9 protein-coding genes and 1 tRNA gene are annotated in these 17,876 nt (G+C 62.7%); 6 read left to right on the top strand and 4 right to left on the bottom strand.

Annotated features, from left to right (window positions below):
• The 5 genes from AC1RMD_RS30135 to AC1RMD_RS30155 all read left to right on the top strand — a co-directional run.
• Positions 1–10,407: non-ribosomal peptide synthetase (locus AC1RMD_RS30135; protein ID WP_492932356.1), on the top strand; the 10,407-nt coding region annotated here is incomplete at its 5' end.
• A gap of 70 nt (positions 10,408–10,477) precedes the next feature.
• A complete protein-coding gene (locus tag AC1RMD_RS30140; protein ID WP_492932358.1) occupies positions 10,478–12,139 on the top strand; it encodes a cyclic peptide export ABC transporter in 1,662 nt (553 codons plus the stop codon).
• A 37-nt stretch (positions 12,140–12,176) separates the two neighbouring features.
• Positions 12,177–12,770, top strand: a complete 594-nt coding sequence (locus tag AC1RMD_RS30145) for a porin family protein (RefSeq protein ID WP_492932360.1) — start codon at positions 12,177–12,179, stop codon at positions 12,768–12,770.
• Positions 12,771–12,799: 29 nt separating this feature from the next.
• Positions 12,800–13,624, top strand: coding sequence for a hypothetical protein (locus AC1RMD_RS30150; protein ID WP_492932362.1), 825 nt, complete (start codon positions 12,800–12,802; stop codon positions 13,622–13,624).
• 14 nt (positions 13,625–13,638) lie between these two features.
• Positions 13,639–13,989: a hypothetical protein gene (locus AC1RMD_RS30155; RefSeq protein ID WP_492932364.1), complete on the top strand. Its 351-nt coding sequence runs from the start codon at positions 13,639–13,641 to the stop codon at positions 13,987–13,989.
• A 501-nt stretch (positions 13,990–14,490) separates the two neighbouring features.
• Here AC1RMD_RS30155 and AC1RMD_RS30160 read toward each other — a convergent pair.
• The 3 genes from AC1RMD_RS30160 to AC1RMD_RS30170 form a co-directional block, all read right to left on the bottom strand.
• Positions 14,491–15,258, bottom strand: a complete 768-nt coding sequence (locus AC1RMD_RS30160) for a PEP-CTERM sorting domain-containing protein (protein ID WP_492932366.1) — start codon at positions 15,256–15,258, stop codon at positions 14,491–14,493.
• An 18-nt stretch (positions 15,259–15,276) separates the two neighbouring features.
• Complete coding sequence (locus AC1RMD_RS30165) at positions 15,277–16,023, bottom strand: PEP-CTERM sorting domain-containing protein (RefSeq protein ID WP_492932368.1); 747 nt, start codon at positions 16,021–16,023, stop codon at positions 15,277–15,279.
• A gap of 282 nt (positions 16,024–16,305) precedes the next feature.
• Positions 16,306–16,382 (bottom strand) — tRNA-Met (locus tag AC1RMD_RS30170).
• Positions 16,383–16,518: 136 nt separating this feature from the next.
• Between AC1RMD_RS30170 and AC1RMD_RS30175 the strand changes: the two genes are divergently transcribed.
• Positions 16,519–16,923: a VOC family protein gene (locus AC1RMD_RS30175; RefSeq protein WP_492932370.1), complete on the top strand. Its 405-nt coding sequence runs from the start codon at positions 16,519–16,521 to the stop codon at positions 16,921–16,923.
• On the opposite strand, the gene miaA is transcribed toward AC1RMD_RS30175, so the two are convergent.
• Complete coding sequence (gene miaA / locus AC1RMD_RS30180) at positions 16,920–17,876, bottom strand: tRNA (adenosine(37)-N6)-dimethylallyltransferase MiaA (RefSeq protein ID WP_492932372.1); 957 nt, start codon at positions 17,874–17,876, stop codon at positions 16,920–16,922. The two genes, AC1RMD_RS30175 and miaA, sit on opposite strands and share 4 nt — an antisense overlap.

Genomic DNA, 17,876 nt, shown 5'->3' on the forward strand with positions numbered 1-17,876 from the left:
ATCCAGGATATCTATCCGTTGGCTCCGCTGCAGGAAGGGATCTTGTTCCATCACCTGATGAGCCAGAACGGCGATGCTTACCTGTTGCCTACTCTGCTCAGTTTCGGCAGCCGCGAGCAGTTGGACAGTGTCTTGTCCGCGCTGCAATCGGTGGTTGCCCGCCACGACATCCTGCGCACGGCCGTACTGTGGGAAGGATTGGACGCTGCCTTGCAAGTGGTCTTGCGCGATGCGCCGTTTAAGGCGGAACAAGTGGTTGTGGATGAAGGCGACGTCGCCGAGCAGTTGTCGGAGCGTTACGATCCACGTCATTACCGCATCGACGTACGCGAAGCGCCGCTGTTGCGCGGTTTCTATGCGCACGATCCGGTGCAAGGTCGCTGGCTGCTGCAGATCCTGGCGCATCATTTGGCCGTCGATCATACGACGCTGGAGATCCTGATCGGCGAAATCCAGGCCACGCTGCAAGGCGAAGCGCTGGCGCCGGCGCTGCCGTTCCGTAACTATGTGGCGCAGGCCTTGCTGGGCGTGTCGCAGGCGGAACACGAAAGTTTCTTCCGCGAGCTGCTGGGCGACATCGACGAAACGACGGCGCCGTTCGGCCTGATTGACGTGCAAGGCGATGGCAACCTGATCGGCGAAGCGCGGCGCGAAGTCGACGCGGCGCTGGCAGCGCGTATCCGTGAACAGGCGCGCGGCTTGGGCGTCAGTGCGGCCTCCGTGCTGCACCTGGCTTGGGCGCAGGTGCTGGCGAAGGCGTCGGGCCGCGAATCGGTGGTGTTCGGCACGGTGCTGTTCGGCCGGATGCAGGGCGGCGAGGGTGCGGACCGTACGCTGGGCATGTTTATCAACACGCTGCCGTTGCGGCTGGATGTGGATGGACGCTCGGTGCGCGCGAGTGTGCTGGCGACCCATGCGGTGCTGGCCGGTTTGATGCGTCACGAGCACGCGTCGCTGTCGCTGGCGCAACGCTGCAGCGGCGTGGCGGCGCCGGCTCCGCTGTTCTCGGCGCTGTTCAACTTCCGCCACTCGGCGCAGGACGAAGCGCACACGGAGGAAAATTCCAACGTCGCCTGGGATGGCATGGAGGTGCTGTCCGGCGAGGAACGCACCAACTATCCGCTGACGATGTCGGTGGACGATTTCGGTACGGGGTTCCAGCTGACGGCGCAAGTGAGCGCGGGCATGGATGCGGAACGGATGTGCGCCTATCTTCACACCGCACTGGAGCAACTGGTGACGGCGCTGGAAAGCGCGCCGGAAACCGCGGTGCGTACGCTGGCTGTGCTGCCGGCGGCGGAACGCGAGCAGGTGCTGCTGACGTGGAACGAGACAGGCGAGGCATATCCGCAGGATGGTGCGATCCACGCGCTGTTCGAGCAGCGGGTTGCCGCCACGCCGGACGCGGTGGCGCTGGTGTTCGAAGACCAGCAAGTGAGCTACGCGGAACTGAACGCCCGGGCCAACCGCCTGGCGCGCCATCTGCGCGGCCTCGGCATCGGTCCCGACGTGCGGGTCGCGCTGTGCTTCGAGCGCGGCGTGGAAATGATCGTCGCACTGCTGGCCACGCTCAAGGCGGGCGGCGCCTACGTGCCGCTGGACCCGGCTTATCCGTCCGAGCGCCTGGCCTATATGTTGGCCGACAGCGCGCCTGCGGCCATCCTGGCCCATGGTCCGACCTCCGAGCTGATCGTCTCGCTGGCGGTGAATGGTCCGGTCGTCGACCTGGACGCGCAGGAAGATTGGAGCGCGCAATCGCCGGCCAATCTGGACCCGGCCGAAACCGGCCTGCTGCCGGAGCACCTGGCCTACATCATCTACACCTCGGGCTCGACCGGCGCACCGAAAGGCGTGATGATCGAGCACCGCAACGTGCTGCGCCTGCTGCACGCGACGGATGCCTGGTTCCATTTCAGCGCGCAAGACAGCTGGAGCCTGTTCCATTCGTTCGCCTTTGACTTCTCCGTGTGGGAAATCTGGGGCGCGTTGGCGTACGGCGGCCGGCTGGTGATCATCCCGCTGGCAACGGCCCGTTCGCCGGACGAGTTCTACGGCACCCTGTGCGATACCGGCGTGACGATCTTGAACCAGACGCCGAGCGCATTCCGGCAATTGATCGCCGCGCAGGCGAACAGCGAGCGCAGCCATAGCTTGCGGCATGTGATCTTCGGCGGCGAAGCGCTGGAAACGAGCATGCTGGCGCCATGGTATGCCCGCAACGGCGAGGCGCAGACCAAGTTGATCAACATGTACGGCATCACCGAAACCACGGTGCACGTGACCTACCGTCCGCTGTCCCAGGCCGATACGCTGCACCTGGGCGCGAGCCCGATCGGCACCCGGATTCCCGATCTGAAGACCTACATCCTGGATGCGCAGCTGCAACCGGTGCCGGTCGGCGTGACGGGCGAGTTGTACATCGGCGGCGCGGGTGTCGCACGCGGCTACCTGAACCGTCCCGAACTGACGGCGGAGCGCTTCCTGCGCGATCCGTTCAGCGATGGCGGCCGCATCTACAAGACGGGCGACCTGGGCCGCCATCTGGCGGACGGCAATATCGAGTACCTGGGCCGCAACGACTTCCAGGTGAAGATCCGCGGCTTCCGCATCGAGCTCGGCGAGATTGAGGCGCGCCTGGCGCGCGTCGACAGCGTACGCGAGGCGGTGGTGCTGGCGCGCGAAGACCAGCCGGGCGACAAGCGCCTGGTGGCGTACGTGGTGCCGCACGACGGCTACACGCCGGACGCGGCCGAACTGCGCGCGGCGCTGGCAAGCGAGCTGGCCGATTACATGGTGCCGTCGGCGTTCGTGCTGCTGGCGACCTTGCCGCTGACGCCAAACGGCAAGCTGGACCGCAAAGCGCTGCCGGCGCCGGAGGGCGACGCCTACATTCAACGTGCCTACGAGGCGCCGCAAGGTGAGATCGAGGAAGCGCTGGCGGCCATCTGGTCCAAGGTGCTGCAACGCGAAACGATAGGCCGTCACGACAACTTCTTCGAGCTGGGTGGCCATTCGCTGCTGGCGGTGCAATTGCTCTCCCGCATACGCCACAGCCTGCAGATTGAGGTGATGTTGGGCGAATTGTTCAACCAACCCACTCTGGCCGCGTTCGCTCAGGTCATCGGCCAGACAGGTCATTCCGCGTTGTCGCCGATTACGCTGGCCGACCGCGGCGCGCCGCTCGCGCTCTCGTTCGCGCAGCAGCGGTTGTGGTTCCTGGCGCAAATGGATGGCGTCAGTGAAACCTACCATATCACCGGCGGCGTCCAGCTGAGCGGCGAGTTGAACCGCCCAGCCCTGATTGCGACCTTGAACCGGATCACGGCGCGCCACGAAGCATTGCGCACCACGTTCGCCCAGGTCGATGGACAGGTGGTGCAACTGATTGCAGACGAGAACATCGGCTTTGCGCTGCAGGAACTGGATCTGCAAGCGAGCGACGATGTGCAGGGCGCGCTGGCGCAGGCGTTGGCACAGCAGGCCGACGCGCCGTTCGACCTGGAGCGCGGTCCGCTGATCCGGGGAAGCCTGGTGCAATTGTCGGCACAGGAACATGTGCTGTTTGTCGCCATGCATCACATCATTTCCGACGGCTGGTCGATGGGTATTCTGCTCAATGAAGTGAGTGCGCTGTATGGTGCTTATTGCGAGGAAGGCAGCGACGTCACGCTCGATCCGCTGCCGGCCTTGCCGATCCAGTATCCCGACTATGCCAGCTGGCAGCGTCAATGGCTGGCCGGCGAGCGTCAGCAGAGCCAGGCGGCGTATTGGAAGCGCACGCTGGCGGGCATACCCGCCTTGCTGGAGCTGCCGAGCGACCGTCCCCGTCCGCTGGTGCAAAGCTTCGCGGGCGCCACCCTTGATTTGGGCCTGGACGCCGAACTGACGGCGCAACTGAAAACGCTCAGCCAACGCCACGGCGTGACGCTGTACATGCTGTTGCTGGGCAGCTGGGCCGCGCTGTTGTCGCGCTTGTCCGGCCAAAGCGATGTGGTGATCGGCAGTCCGGTCGCCGGGCGTAACCGCTCCGAGACGGAAAGCCTGATCGGTTTCTTCGTCAATACCCTGGCGTTGCGCTTCGAGCTGTCGCCCGAGTTGACGGTGGAAGGCTTGCTGCGGCAAAGCAAACAGCAGGTGCTGGGTGCTCAGCAGCATCAGGATCTGCCGTTCGAACAGATCGTCGAAATCGTGCAGCCGCCGCGCAGCATGGCGCATGCGCCGATCTTCCAGGCCATGTTTGTCTGGCAAAACGCGCCGGAAGGCGCGCTGGAAATGCCCGGCTTGAGCATGGAGGCGATCGGGGCGCCTGAGGGCAATGTCGCCAAGTTCGACCTGACCCTGGCGCTGCAGGAAGCCGAAGGCCGGATCGTGGGCGGACTGGAATATGCGACGGCGCTGTTCGACCGTGCGACGATGGAGCGCCATCTCAGCTACTGGCGCAGCCTGCTCGTCGCGATGGTCGCGAACACCCAGCAAACCCTGGTCAGCCTGCCGCTGCTGTCCGCAGCCGAACGCGAGCAGGTGCTGCAGGGCTGGAACAACAACCAGGTTGCGTATCCCGAGGATGGCGCGATCCACGAACTGTTTGAACAGCAGGTGGTGGCCACGCCGGACGCGGTGGCGCTGGTGTTCGAAGACCAGCACGTGAGCTATGCGGAGTTGAACGCCCGGGCCAACCGCCTGGCGCGTCATCTGCGCGGTATCGGCGTCGGCCCCGACGTGCGCGTTGCGCTGTGCCTGGAACGCGGCGTGGAGATGATCGTCGCGCTGCTGGCCACGCTCAAGGCGGGCGGCGCCTATGTGCCGCTGGACCCGGCCTATCCGGCCGAACGCCTGGCGTATATGCTGGCCGACAGCGCCCCGGCGGCCATCCTGGCGCATGGTGCGACCTTCGAGCTGATCGCTTCGCTGGCGATGGATGGATGTACCGTCATCGATCTGGATGCGGCGGGAGATTGGAGCGCGCAGTCGCCAGCCAATCTGGACGCGGCCGACACCGGCCTGCTGCCGGATCACCTGGCCTACATCATCTACACCTCGGGCTCGACCGGACAACCGAAGGGCGTGATGAATCTGCACCGCGGTCTGTGCAACCTGACGCGGGGACTGATCGCGGCCTTCGACGTGCGTCCGGAAAGCCGCGTGCTGCAATTCGTCTCGCTGAGCTTCGACGTCTGCATTTCCGAGATCATGATGGCGCTGTGCAGTGGCGCCAGCCTGCATCTTTCGACGCCGGATGGGCTGCTGCCAGGCGAACCTTTGCTGGCGACATTGAAAACCCGCCGTATCAGCCATGTCAGCTTGCCGATGGCCGTGCTCGCCACGCTGCCGTATGACGCGCACCTGGATGAGCTGAAGACCTTGATCGTCGGCGGGGAGGCGATGCCACGTGCGCTGGCGGACCGTTGGGCGGATCGCTATCAGCTGTTCAACGCCTACGGTCCGACCGAAACGACGGTATGCGCCACCCTGCATCGTTGCGTGGTCGGACAGCCTGGCGCGGTCGCGCTTGGCCGCGCGATTGCCAATACACGGGTCTATGTTCTGGATGCCCAGTTGCAACCGGTGCCGGTCGGCGTGACGGGCGAGCTGTACATCGGCGGCGCGGGCGTGGCGCGCGGCTACCTGAACCGTCCCGAGCTGACGGCGGAGCGCTTCCTGCGCGATCCGTTCAGCCAGGACGGCCGCCTGTACAAAACGGGCGACCTGGGCCGCCATCTGGCGGACGGCGATATCGAGTACCTGGGCCGCAACGACTTCCAGGTGAAGATCCGCGGCTTCCGCATCGAGCTCGGCGAGATCGAGGCGCGCCTGGCGCGCGTCGACAGCGTGCGCGAGGCGGTGGTGCTGGCGCGCGAAGACCAGCCGGGCGACAAGCGCCTGGTGGCGTACGTGGTGCCGCACGACGGCTACACGCCGGACGCGGCCGAACTGCGCGCGGCGCTGGCAAGCGAGCTGGCCGATTACATGGTGCCGTCGGCGTTCGTGCTGCTGGCGACCTTGCCGCTGACGCCAAACGGCAAGCTGGACCGCAAGGCGCTGCCGGCGCCGGAGGGCGACGCTTACCTCCAACGTGCCTACGAGGCGCCGCAAGGCGAAATCGAGGAGGCGCTGGCGGCGATCTGGTCCAAGGTGCTGCAACGCGAAACGATAGGCCGTCACGACAACTTCTTCGAGCTGGGCGGCCATTCGCTGCTGGCGGTCAGCCTGATCGAAGGCATGCGCCAGGCCGGTTTGCAGGCCGACGTGCGTGCCTTGTTCAGTACGCCCGATATCGCCCGCCTGGCGTTGGCGGTGGGACACGGCGGACAGGAAGTGGCGGTGCCGCCGAATGGCATCGCGGACGGTTGCGAGCACATCACGCCGGCGATGCTGCCGTTGATCGACCTGACGCAAGAGCAGATCGACCGCGTGGCGGCCCTGGTGCCGGGCGGCGCGGCCAACATCCAGGATATCTATCCGTTGGCGCCGCTGCAGGAAGGGATCTTGTTCCATCACCTGATGAGCCAGAATGGCGACGCCTACCTGCTGCCTAGCCAGATCAGTTTCGACAACCGCGAGCGGCTCGACGGTTTCCTGACGGCGCTGCAAACGGTGATTTCACGCCACGACATCCTGCGCACGGCCGTGCTGTGGGAAGGACTGGATTCGCCGCTGCAGGTCGTCTGGCGCCACGCGCCGTTGCAGGTCGAGCAAGTGGCGGTGGAGGAGGGCGACGTCGCCGCGCAGTTGGCGGAGCGCTACGACCCACGCCATTACCGCATCGATGTGCGCGAGGCGCCGCTGCTGCGCGGCTTCTACGCGTACGATCCAGTGAACGGACGCTGGCTGCTGCAAGTGCTCAATCACCATCTGGCGATGGATCACACCACGATAGAAATCCTGATCGATGAGATCCGGGCGACGCTGCAAGGTGAAACGCTGGCGCCGGCGCTGCCGTTCCGCAATTACGTGACGCAGGCCCGCCTGGGGGTATCGCAGGCGGAGCACGAGCACTTCTTCCGTGAACTGCTGGGCGACATCGACGACACCACGGCGCCTTTCGGCCTGCTCGACGTGCAGGGTGACGGCAGCCTGATCGGCGAGGAGCGGCGCCAAGTCGATGCGGCGCTGGCGGCGCGTATCCGCGAGCAGGCACGCGGCCTGGGCGTGAGCGCGGCTTCCGTGCTGCACCTGGCTTGGGCGCAGGTGCTGTCGAAAGCCTCGGACCGCGAAGCGGTGGTGTTCGGGACGGTGATGTTCGGCCGGATGCAGGGCGGCGCCGGCGCGGACCGCACGCTGGGCATGTTCATCAATACGCTGCCGTTGCGGTTGGATGTGGGCGCCTGTTCGGTGCGCGAGAGTGTGCTGGCCACCCATACGCTGCTGGCCGAGCTGATGCGGCACGAACACGCTTCGCTGGCATTGGCGCAGCGTTGCAGCGGTGTCGCTGCGCCGGCGCCGTTGTTCTCGTCGCTGTTCAACTTCCGCTACAGCCATGCCGCTTCCGCCGAGGAGCTGGATGCGCAAGCGAGCTGGCAAGGCATGGAAATGCAAACCGGCGAAGAGCGTACCAACTATCCGCTGACGATGTCGGTGGACGACTTCGGTACGGGCTTCCAGCTGACGGCGCAGGTGAGTGCCGGCATAGACGCCGGACGGGTCTGCGCCTACCTGCACACCGCGTTGGAGCAACTGGTGACCGCATTGGAAAGCGCACCGGCGACTGCGTTGCGCACGCTGGGCGTGCTGCCGGCCGCCGAGCGCGAGCAGGTTCTGGTGGGATGGAACGACACCCAACTGAGCTATCCGCACGATAGCGCGATCCACGAGCTGTTCGAACAGCAGGCCGCAGCCGCGCCGGACGCGGTGGCATTGATCTTCGAAGACCAGCAAGTGAGTTACGCGGACCTGAACGCCATGGCCAACCGCCTGGCCCACCGTCTGCGTGACGAAGGCGTGGTCGATGGCGACTATGTGGGCATCGCGCTGGAACGCTCGATCGCGCTGGTGGTCGCGCAACTGGCGGTGTTGAAGGCGGGTGGCGCCTACGTGCCGCTGGATGCGGTACTGCCACTGCCGCGCCAGGCCTTGATGCTGGCCGACTGCAACGCCAAACTGGTGCTGGGCACAGGACATCAGCCGGTGCCGGATACCGTTGCCCTGGTCGATGTGGGCGATGCGCGCATCGCCCAGTGCAGCGCGGCCAACCGGGCCGCAAGCGCGAACGGCGGCACCGTGGCCTATGTGATGTACACCTCGGGTTCGAGCGGAACGCCGAAAGGCGTGGAAGTGCCGCACCGGGCGATCAGCCGGCTGGTCATCAACAACGGCTATCTGGAATTCCTGGCCAACGACCGGGTCGCGTTCGCGGCTAATCCAGCGTTCGACGCCAGCACCATGGAAGTGTGGGGACCTTTGCTGAACGGCGGCGCCCTGGTGGTGATCGATCAGGCGACGCTGCTCGAGCCGGCCCGCTTCGCGGCGACGCTGGCACGGCAGGGCGTCAACGTGATGTGGCTGACGGTTGGTTTGTTCAACCAATATGCCGGCGCGCTGGCGGATTACCTGCCACAGCTGCGCTACCTGGTTGTGGGCGGCGACGCGCTCGATCCGCAGGTGATCGGGAAAGTGCTGCGCGAGAACGCGCCGCACAACCTGCTCAACGGCTACGGTCCGACCGAGACGACCACCTTCGCGCTGACCTACCGGGTCGGCGAGGTGGTGGGGGGGCGCAGCATTCCGCTGGGCCGTCCGATCGGCAACACCCAGGTGTATATCCTCGACCAGCAGTTGCAACCGGTGCCGATCGGCGCCACGGGCGAACTGTACATCGGTGGCGCGGGCGTGGCGTGCGGCTACCTGAACCGTCCCGACCTGACGGCGGAGCGCTTCCTGCGCGATCCGTTCAGCTCGGAAGCGGACGCTCGCATGTACAAGACGGGCGATCTGGGCCGTTATCTGCCGGACGGCAATATCGAGTACCTGGGCCGCAACGACTTCCAGGTCAAGATCCGCGGCTTCCGCATCGAGCTGGGCGAGATCGAGGCGAGTCTGGCACGCCTCGACAGCGTACGCGAGGCGGTGGTGCTGGCGCGCGAAGACCAGGCTGGCGGCAAGCGTCTGGTGGCCTACGTCGTGGCGCAGGATGGCCACGCGCCGGACGCGGCGGCACTGCGCGCGGCGCTGTCGGCCGAGTTGGCAGACTACATGGTGCCGTCGGCCTTCGTGCCGCTGGCGGCGCTGCCGCTGACGCCGAACGGCAAGCTGGACCGCAAGGCGCTGCCGGCGCCGGACAGCGACGCCTATGTCCTGCGCGCTTATGAGGCGCCGCAGGACGAGGTGGAGCAGACCCTCGCGGCGATCTGGGCCGGTGTGCTGCGGCGGGAGATGATCGGTCGCCACGACAACTTCTTCGATCTGGGCGGCCATTCGCTGCTGGCGGTCCAGCTGATGTCGATTGTCAACAGAACCTTGCACGTGGACCTGGCGTTGGCCGAGCTATTCCTCCATCCGACACTGGCCGATTTCGCCCTGCTGGTCAGGCGTGCGACGGTGCGCAAGCACCATCCCACCCTGACGGCCTTCCGCGAAAGCGGTAGCCGCGCCCCGTTATTTGTCGTTCATGAGATCGGAGGAACTAGCACATATGTCAGTAGCCTAACCCCTTGGATAAATGCCAACATACCGGTATATGGCATTACCGCGCCTGGTTTCGGACCGGGCGAGCAGCCTTTGAGCACGATTGCGGAGCTGGCGGCGTTGTACATCCAGGCCATGCGTGCGCTGCAGCCAAGCGGACCGTATTGCGTCGCAGGATGGTCGGCCGGTGGCTTGATCGCCTATGAAATCGCGCATCAACTGTTGCAGGCGAATGAAACCGTCGATTTCCTGGGCTTGATCGATGCCCACCATGATCGCAGCAGATTGGCGGCCCGCATCGATCTGTGGGGAAAACGGCAGGGTGACTATTCGTTGGAAAATGTGCGCCTTGCCCATGTGCTGATCTTGCTGGAAGACAATGGATATACGAAAAAAGAATTGAAGAAATTGAAGAAGGTAAGCGATTTTGACGCGCTATTCGCCCTGGTTTATGCGGACATGACCGACCGCACCGGCCTGGAGGAAAACACGTTGAAACAATACCTGGCGGTTCAAAGCGGAATGATGCACGCCGTACTGAATTACCAGGCACTGCCTATCGATATACGGGTCGAGCAATTTGCCGCGCTCGAATCCATGTTGATCGATCCTAAACTCGGCTGGGACCAAATACTGGGCTCGCAATTACGGGTACATCGAATCGAGGGAGACCATCTGAGCATGATGGAAATGCCGAATGTTATTAGCCTGGGATCTGCCATTTCAGATGCCATCCTTTCAATCTCGCCGGAAAACATCTTATTGGAGGTCGATGTCCAGAAGTGAGTGACTCAATCCAGCCATTTTCTACTATTGCGATCTCTTGTATTTTCCACATCATTTTCGGAGTGTTGTAATGAATCTGTTATCTTTTATGTACCAGCAATCCTGGCAAAAACTATTGTTTGCGACGATCTGCGGCATCATCACCGGGCTGTGCGGCGCGGCCCTGGTCACGGTCATCAGCAAGGGCGTCGCCGGCGAAGGCGATTTCGTCACCCTGGGGACGATGTTCTTCGGACTGTGCGCGCTCCAGCTGGCCACCAAGTCCTGCGCTGAAATTACCTTGATGCGCACGGCCCAGGGCGCGGTGTCGCGGCTGCGGGTGGATCTGAGCCGCAGGCTGCTGGCGACGCCGTTGAAAAAGCTGCAGGAAATGGGGAAGCCCGCCCTGCTGGTCATTTTGACCAACGACATTGAAATGGTGGTTGGCGCCTTTGTGCTGCTGCCTGCGGCGCTGGGCAACGGCATCATTATTGCTACCTGCCTCGGTTATATGGCGTGGTTGTCCTGGCAGCTGTTCGCGTTCTTCGCGCTGTCGCTGGCGGTGTGCGTTCCTTTGTATATGCTGGCCGAAAGCGTTCCCATGAAGCAATTGGCGAAGGTGCGGGGGCATATGGACACGCTGTACACGCATTTCCGTAACCTGATTGAAGGTAGCCGGGAGTTGAAACTCAACCGGGGACGGGGGGAGTTTTTCGTCGATAAGGTCATCGCGCCGGCCACCGATGAATTCCGCTCGTCGTATATCCGCGGTCTGAGCGGCTACACCGTGATTAACAATATCGGCACGGCGCTGTTCTATCTGGTGATCGGCATGGTGCTGTTTGTGGTGCCGCACTGGCTCTCGCATGGCGCCGGCGTCATGACCACCGCGACCCTGATTTTGTTATACCTGGTGCGGCCGATTACCGAGCTGACGACCATGATGCCTACAGTGCATCAGGCCGGTATCGCCTTGAAGAAAATTCGTCAACTGGAGGGGTCTTTGATCGAGGACGGCCAGGATCTGCTGCCGGGCCGCCCATCTTCCAACGACGGCTTCAATCATCTGGAGTTGCGCGGCGTTTCCCATCTCTATCCATCGGCGACGGAAGATGCCCAGTTCATGTTGGGCCCGATCGATCTGACCATACGTCAGGGCGAGATCCTGTTCATCGTCGGCGGCAACGGCAGCGGCAAGACCACCCTGGCGATGGTGCTGTTGGGATTGTATGCGCCGGAACAGGGTCAGATTCTGCTGAACGGCGAGGTCGTGACCACGGCCACGGCCGACGCCTACCGCGCCCATTTCTCCGCAGTCTTTGCCGACTTCCACTTGTTCGAACAACTGATGTCGACCAATCAAGCCGACCTGAGCGACCGCGCCTCTCATTATGTCAATGAGTTCGGCATGTCGCACAAGGTCAAGGTCAACGACGGCAAATTCTCGACGATCAACCTCTCCAGCGGCCAGCGCAAACGTCTTGCCCTGATCTCGTCTTATCTGGAAGACCGCTCGATCTATCTGTTCGACGAATGGGCGGCGGATCAGGACCCGGTATTCAAGCGCATCTTCTACACGGCCCTGCTGCCGGACCTGAAGGCGCGCGGCAAGACCGTGGTCGTGATTACGCACGACGACGGCTATTTCGACTGTGCCGACCGCATCGTCAAGCTGCAAGACGGCCATCTGCATTCCATGGTGGATCACCAGCCGGAATCCCAGGCCATCCACGCGGTATCGATGGTTGCCTGAGACAGGTATTTTTAGTTTTTATTTTTCAAGGGACGATATGAAATCAATAGCGGCATGCGTTTTGTTAGTGACTGTTGCCGGTGCGGCGATGGCGGACGCGCCAGGGCCTTACGTCTATGGCGCGGTGGGTAAAACATTCGGAAAAGTCGACCAGGGAGCCGCGGACGCCAGCGCGGCCCGCACGCTTGGCGTCGCCAGCGTCACGTCGTCCATCGGCAGCGAGCCGATGGCGTTCAGGCTGCAGGCTGGCTACGACTTCGGCGCCATGTTCGGTATCGAAGCGGGGTATATGGCAACCCGCGATTATTCCTATAATGTGAATACGCCCGTCAGCGCGCGGGCCACTGAAAAAATCGATGCGTGGAACGTGGTCGCTGCGGTGAAGATCCCTGGATCGAATGGGTTCTCGGCGCTGACCCGGTTGGGGATCGCCTCCGTTCATGCCAAGGGCAGTGGTTCCGCAGTGGCTTTCGGCGGCAGGAAAACCGGCTTGACCGGCGGGCTCGGCGTGCAATACGACATCGACAAAAACCTGTTCGTCAACGTGGGTTGGGACACTTACACGACGCCTTCCGACGCGAAACTGAAAAACATCGTTCTCTGGAATTTTGGCCTCGGGTATAAGTTTTGAACTGGATCGCAAATATGAAGTGTAATCACATGCAACGATGGCTGCTGCCGGCGATGTGGTGTTGCTGGTCGGGGGCGGCGCTGGCGGCCGCCCCCGAGACGCCCGTCCCGGTGGTGGAAGTGCAGGGTTCGGCGCAGGACCGCGATGAAAAATCGTATAAAGACATCCTGGCGGCAATGGATGTATTCGAGAAACATCGCAGTCTGGCTCCCGGCGCATCGTTGCGGTTCAAGGTGCAGCCCCGCCAGGCCGGCGTCGCCATGGATGGACTGGCTTTGCAGATCGCCGGGGAACATACGAACATTCCCGTTCCACTGGGGCCGGACCTGACGTTCGTCTTGCCGAGAAACCCTGCCGCGGCCGCCGACAAGGCCATGGTCAGGTCCAACCGCAAGGAGAAGAGCCTGGCGTGGCGGGCTGACATCCGCAGTCCCGGCGTGCCGCCGAACGCGCGCCGCCTGGGCGACCTGCTGCTCGAATGCAAAGTGGCCATGGTCGGCGACCTGGTCGCCTACGTCCACCATCCGATCAATATCATGATCACCAAGACGGAAGATCCATGCCGGACCTTCCCCATCAATATGTATTATTTCGCCGACCGGCCGCTGTTCAGTGTCACCCTGGTGTCCGGCAATCGGCGCAGTCCCTTGCCGGCGGCCATGCTGCATGGGCCGACGGCGCCGATGCTGCCGGCCTATGAGGACTGGACCTTCCTGCGCGAACGGGTATTCATGGTCAAGTTCAAGGCGCTCTACGAAAAAGGGTGGCCCGACGATACCTTGCTGCAGTTCGATTACATGGACGACGACGCGCCTGTCGCCCAGTCGGCGCCGGCGACAGGCAAGCACCCATGACAGGACTTTTGAACATGAAAAATAAACTAGCGCTCGTCGCATGGTTGTGCCTTGCCGCCGCGTTGACCGGTTGCGCATCGACCGGCAACGGCGCGGTGAACTCGCTGACGCAAGACCGGGCCGCGCAGAGCATCGTGATCGGCAAGTCGACCAAGGCCGATATCAGCCAGGCGTTCGGCGCCGCCGCCGTCACCCAATTCCCCAATGGCTATGAGCTCTGGCTGTACCAGGTGGGGTACTCGAAAATGGTCGACTCCTTACCGTACGTGAACCTCCTGGTGAACAGCGCGGACAATAAAAGGGAGTTGTCCATTCTGTTCGACAGGGCTGGCGTCGTGAAGAAATACCAGTTGCTGGATCAGTAGCCGTGCACCGCGGAGCTGCAACGAGGGGAAATATATGAAATCAGCAATAGGCATCACCAGGGCTTTGATACTCACCTGCGGGATGGCGCTACTCGTCGCGGGCTGCGCGGGTGGTCCCGAGCGGATCAGGCCGATTCCTACCGTGCCTGGCTTCGTCCCGCAGTACGGCGGCGCCAGCGGGCCGCAATACTGCGACAAGTCGGGGGATGGGAAGGATGTCGCCTGCGGCGGCGGGGCGGCGTACTGCGAGCAATCGCCGGACGGAACCAGGGTGAGCTGCGGGGCCATGGCAACCTATTGCGAAAAATCGCGGGATGGCAAGAGGGTCGCCTGTGGTGGCCGCGCCAATTACTGTGAGAAATCCGCCGATGGCAAACGGACTGCTTGCGGGGGGATGTAAAACTAGCGTGCAAACACAAAAGACCTGGCTCGAGTTGCCGCTGCCGCGCAAGAACGGCCAGGCCTTCAAGGCCGAGCCGTTCTCAAGGCACGCCTGACGGATCAGGCGCGGCGGCGACGGCTCAGACCCAGCAGAGCGAGGCCGGCCAGGCACATGGCATAGGTGGCGGGTTCCGGCACTGCGCTGATCGGATTGAGTTGAGGCACTTGCGTCAGCTGGAAGGTGTAGCTGGCGTCAGTAAACGCCAGGCCGCTTTCGCCTGTACCGATCTGCCGGGTCTCCGCAGTGATATAACTTGGTTTGATCCATACGGCACTACCATTCAACGCCGCTCCCCAATTTGTAACCCGGGTCTTATCAAAATTGCCGGAATGGGGGGCCCCGTTGTTGTTGGCAGATTCCGAGTTGGCGTACAGGGAGGCGTTGAAGAAGCCGGCATTGTTGGAGGCGGCAGTGAATTTGCTACCGTCGTAGCTGCCAGAAAGCACGTAGCCTTTGTTGTTGGCCGTGATGGTGCCACCTGTGTCGGCAATGTGGTAGTTGCCTAGCATGCCGGGGGCAACGGTGGTGCTGATCTGGTAGCCGGCCTTGGCCACTGCGACGATACCTGCGATGTCCTCGCCGAGGTCGGCGTGTTTTTCACGCGAGATCATGCCTGGCGTGACCTTGGCGTTCAGGCGGTAGTCGTTCCCGAGAGCAAAGCTCAGCGTATCGCCAGTGACGGTGGCTGTGCCGACGCCCCAGATGTCGCTGTCGTAAAAGTAGCTGGCGTGGGCGCCGTCGATTTCAACAATGTTGGCGGCGTGGGCCGTGAGGGCGCCGGCTCCGAGACAGAGCGGCAGGGCAAGGCGCGAGAAAAATTTGTTCATGAATGATCCTGGAAAGAGTTAGCTGCGGGAAGCGCGACGACCGACTGCGGCGAGCAGGCCCAGGCCGGCCAACAACATGGCGTAGGTTTCCGGCTCCGGTACCGCTGGCGCATTGGTCACCGTAAATTCATAGGAGAACTTGTCGATGCTGGCGAAGCTGCTGCCGCGGCCATCTTGATAGGCATGCACGTCGATCACGGAAACGACCTGCAGCGCCTGTAAATTCAGTGTGGTCCAGCCGTCCTGATAGTAGGACGCTGCCACCTGCTCGGTGAACGATCCGGCTTTGGAGCTGCGGGACAGCGTGAAACCGCCCCAGCCCTCGGCGTCGTTCGGGTGCGCGGCGTTGAACGTGCCGTTGGCATACTTGCCGCTGTAAACGTCGTAGCCTTGGCTGCTCCGGACGCTACCCGAGCCGCCATTGAATTGACCGCTGAACGTGGCCTTGTTGCCCACCTTGGCACTCACGCTGCTGCCGTTGCGAGCTACGGCAATAACCCCTGCCTGGTCTTTCCATGTGGATTCATCGAAAGCCGTGCCCTTGGTGCGGCTGATTACCGCGTTGGCGGTCAACAAGTCCTTGGTGTTGAAGTTCAGCGTGTTCCCGCTGAGGCTCGCGTTATTCATGCCCCAAAAATCGCTGTCATAGAAATACGAGATATTGTTGCCGCTGATTTCCACCATATTGACGGCTTGCGCGCCGGAAGCGGCGCCGAAGATGCCGACGGCGGCGATCAGGGCTGGGGATAAAAGGTGTTTCATCATGAGTGGACTCCTGAAGGTGTTGCACATAAAGCTGAGCTTGTCAGAACAGATATCATGTTAAAAAGTTATTAACGTTGGCGCATCATAAGGAGCCAAGATTGTTATGTCAATAACATTTGACCTGCGGGAACGAGCATCCGGCTGCGCTGCATGATGAGAGGGTGTGTGCAGTTGGCCACGCGCCACCAGAGGCTTGGGCAAATGCTCGGTTCAGTTGCCGGGAGAGGAGAGCGGACATGAAAAAGCCGCTGAACCTTTCGGGTCAACGGCTTATCGAATTCTTGGTGGTGATAGGTGGACTTGAACCACCGACCCCAGCATTATGAATGCTGTGCTCTAACCAACTGAGCTATATCACCTGCAACGCCCAGCATTATGGGGGCTCGAGCTTTCGCTGTCAACGACCGTTCCGAAAAATTCTTAAAATTTTGAATCGCGTGCCAAAATATAGTCAAATTGGTATGCTGCTCTGAGCATTTTATTAACGGAGACGATATGGCGACAAATATCTTTGTAAACCTGCCCGTGCGCGACCTGGTCGCTTCGGTCAGGTTCTTTACTCATCTGGGTTATTCCTTCAACCAGCAATACACCGACGACGGCGCCACCTGCATGATCGTGGCGGACAATATCTTCGTCATGTTGCTGACCGAGGAACGCTTCAAGGGCTTCACGCCGAAACCTATCTGCGACGCCCGCGCGTCGACCGAGGTGCTGCTGTGCCTGCAGGTGGAGTCACGCGAGCAGGTCACGTCCATGGTCAACAAGGCCATCGAGGCCGGCGGCAGCGTCTACAAGGAGCCGCAGGACCATGGCTTCATGTACGGCCACGGTTACCAGGACCTCGACGGTCATTTGTGGGAAATCATTTATATGGATTCCGCGCCGCCGAAAACCTAGCCCAGCTTCTCGGCGATCTGCGCCAGCATCGCGCTGGCCGGATCGGCGCCCAGGCAGTCGAGCACCACGCGTTCCGGCATGGAGCGCAGCCAGGTCAGCTGGCGCTTGGCCAACTGGCGCGTGGCGATGATGCCGGTTTCGCGCATGGTCTTGTAGTCGATGGTGCCGTCCAGGTATTCCCAGGCCTGGCGGTAGCCGACGCAGCGCATCGACGGCAGGCCGGGATGCAGGTCGCCGCGGCGGCGCAGCATTTCCACTTCGGTGATCAGGTTACCGTCCGGGCTTTCTTCCAGCATGATGTCGAAGCGGCGCTCGATGCGCTGGTGCAGCACGGCGCGGTCCGACGGCTCCAGCGCGAACGACAGCAGATCGAACGGCAGCTCGGTCTTCTCCTTCAACGCCAGCAGTTCGGACATCGGCTTGCCGCTCAGGGCGCAGATTTCCAGCGCGCGCTGGATGCGCTGTGCGTCCGCCGGCGCCAGGCGGGCGGCGGTTTCGGGATCGAGCAATGCCAGCCTGGCGTGCATGGCCGGCCAGCCGATGCGGGCCGCTTCCTCTTCCAGCTCCGCGCGCAATGCCGGATCGGCGCCGGGCAGGTCATCGAGGCCGTCGGCCAGTCCTTTGAAGTACAGCATGGTGCCGCCCACCAGCAAGGGCAGCTTGCCGCGCGCGACGATCTCGTCGACCAGCCGCAGCGTATCGTTGCGGAACTGCGCCACCGAGTACGAATCGAGCGGATCGAGGATGTCGATCAGGTGATGCGGCGCGGCGGCGCGTTCCTCGCGCGTGGGCTTGGCGGTGCCGATGTCCATGCCGCGATACACCAGCGCCGAATCGACCGAGATGATCTCCGACGGAATGCGCTGCGCGATCGCCAGCGCGGACGCCGTCTTGCCCGACGCCGTGGGCCCCATGATGGCGACCGCCAGCGGTTTTGAAACGTGAGTGTTCAT

The organism is Duganella sp. GW822-FHT06D06 (assembly GCF_058799615.1).

What these genes read in the sequence shown, in the direction of transcription:
- AC1RMD_RS30140 (WP_492932358.1), top strand. Translation starts at nt 10,478, where the DNA reads ATGAATCTGTTATCTTTTATGTACCAGCAATCCTGGCAAAAACTATTG.
- AC1RMD_RS30145 (WP_492932360.1), top strand. Translation starts at nt 12,177, where the DNA reads ATGAAATCAATAGCGGCATGCGTTTTGTTAGTGACTGTTGCCGGTGCG.
- AC1RMD_RS30150 (WP_492932362.1), top strand. Translation starts at nt 12,800, where the DNA reads ATGCAACGATGGCTGCTGCCGGCGATGTGGTGTTGCTGGTCGGGGGCG.
- AC1RMD_RS30155 (WP_492932364.1), top strand. Translation starts at nt 13,639, where the DNA reads ATGAAAAATAAACTAGCGCTCGTCGCATGGTTGTGCCTTGCCGCCGCG.
- AC1RMD_RS30160 (WP_492932366.1), bottom strand. Translation starts at nt 15,258, where the DNA reads ATGAACAAATTTTTCTCGCGCCTTGCCCTGCCGCTCTGTCTCGGAGCC.
- AC1RMD_RS30165 (WP_492932368.1), bottom strand. Translation starts at nt 16,023, where the DNA reads ATGATGAAACACCTTTTATCCCCAGCCCTGATCGCCGCCGTCGGCATC.
- AC1RMD_RS30175 (WP_492932370.1), top strand. Translation starts at nt 16,519, where the DNA reads ATGGCGACAAATATCTTTGTAAACCTGCCCGTGCGCGACCTGGTCGCT.
- miaA (WP_492932372.1), bottom strand. Translation starts at nt 17,876, where the DNA reads ATGAACACTCACGTTTCAAAACCGCTGGCGGTCGCCATCATGGGGCCC.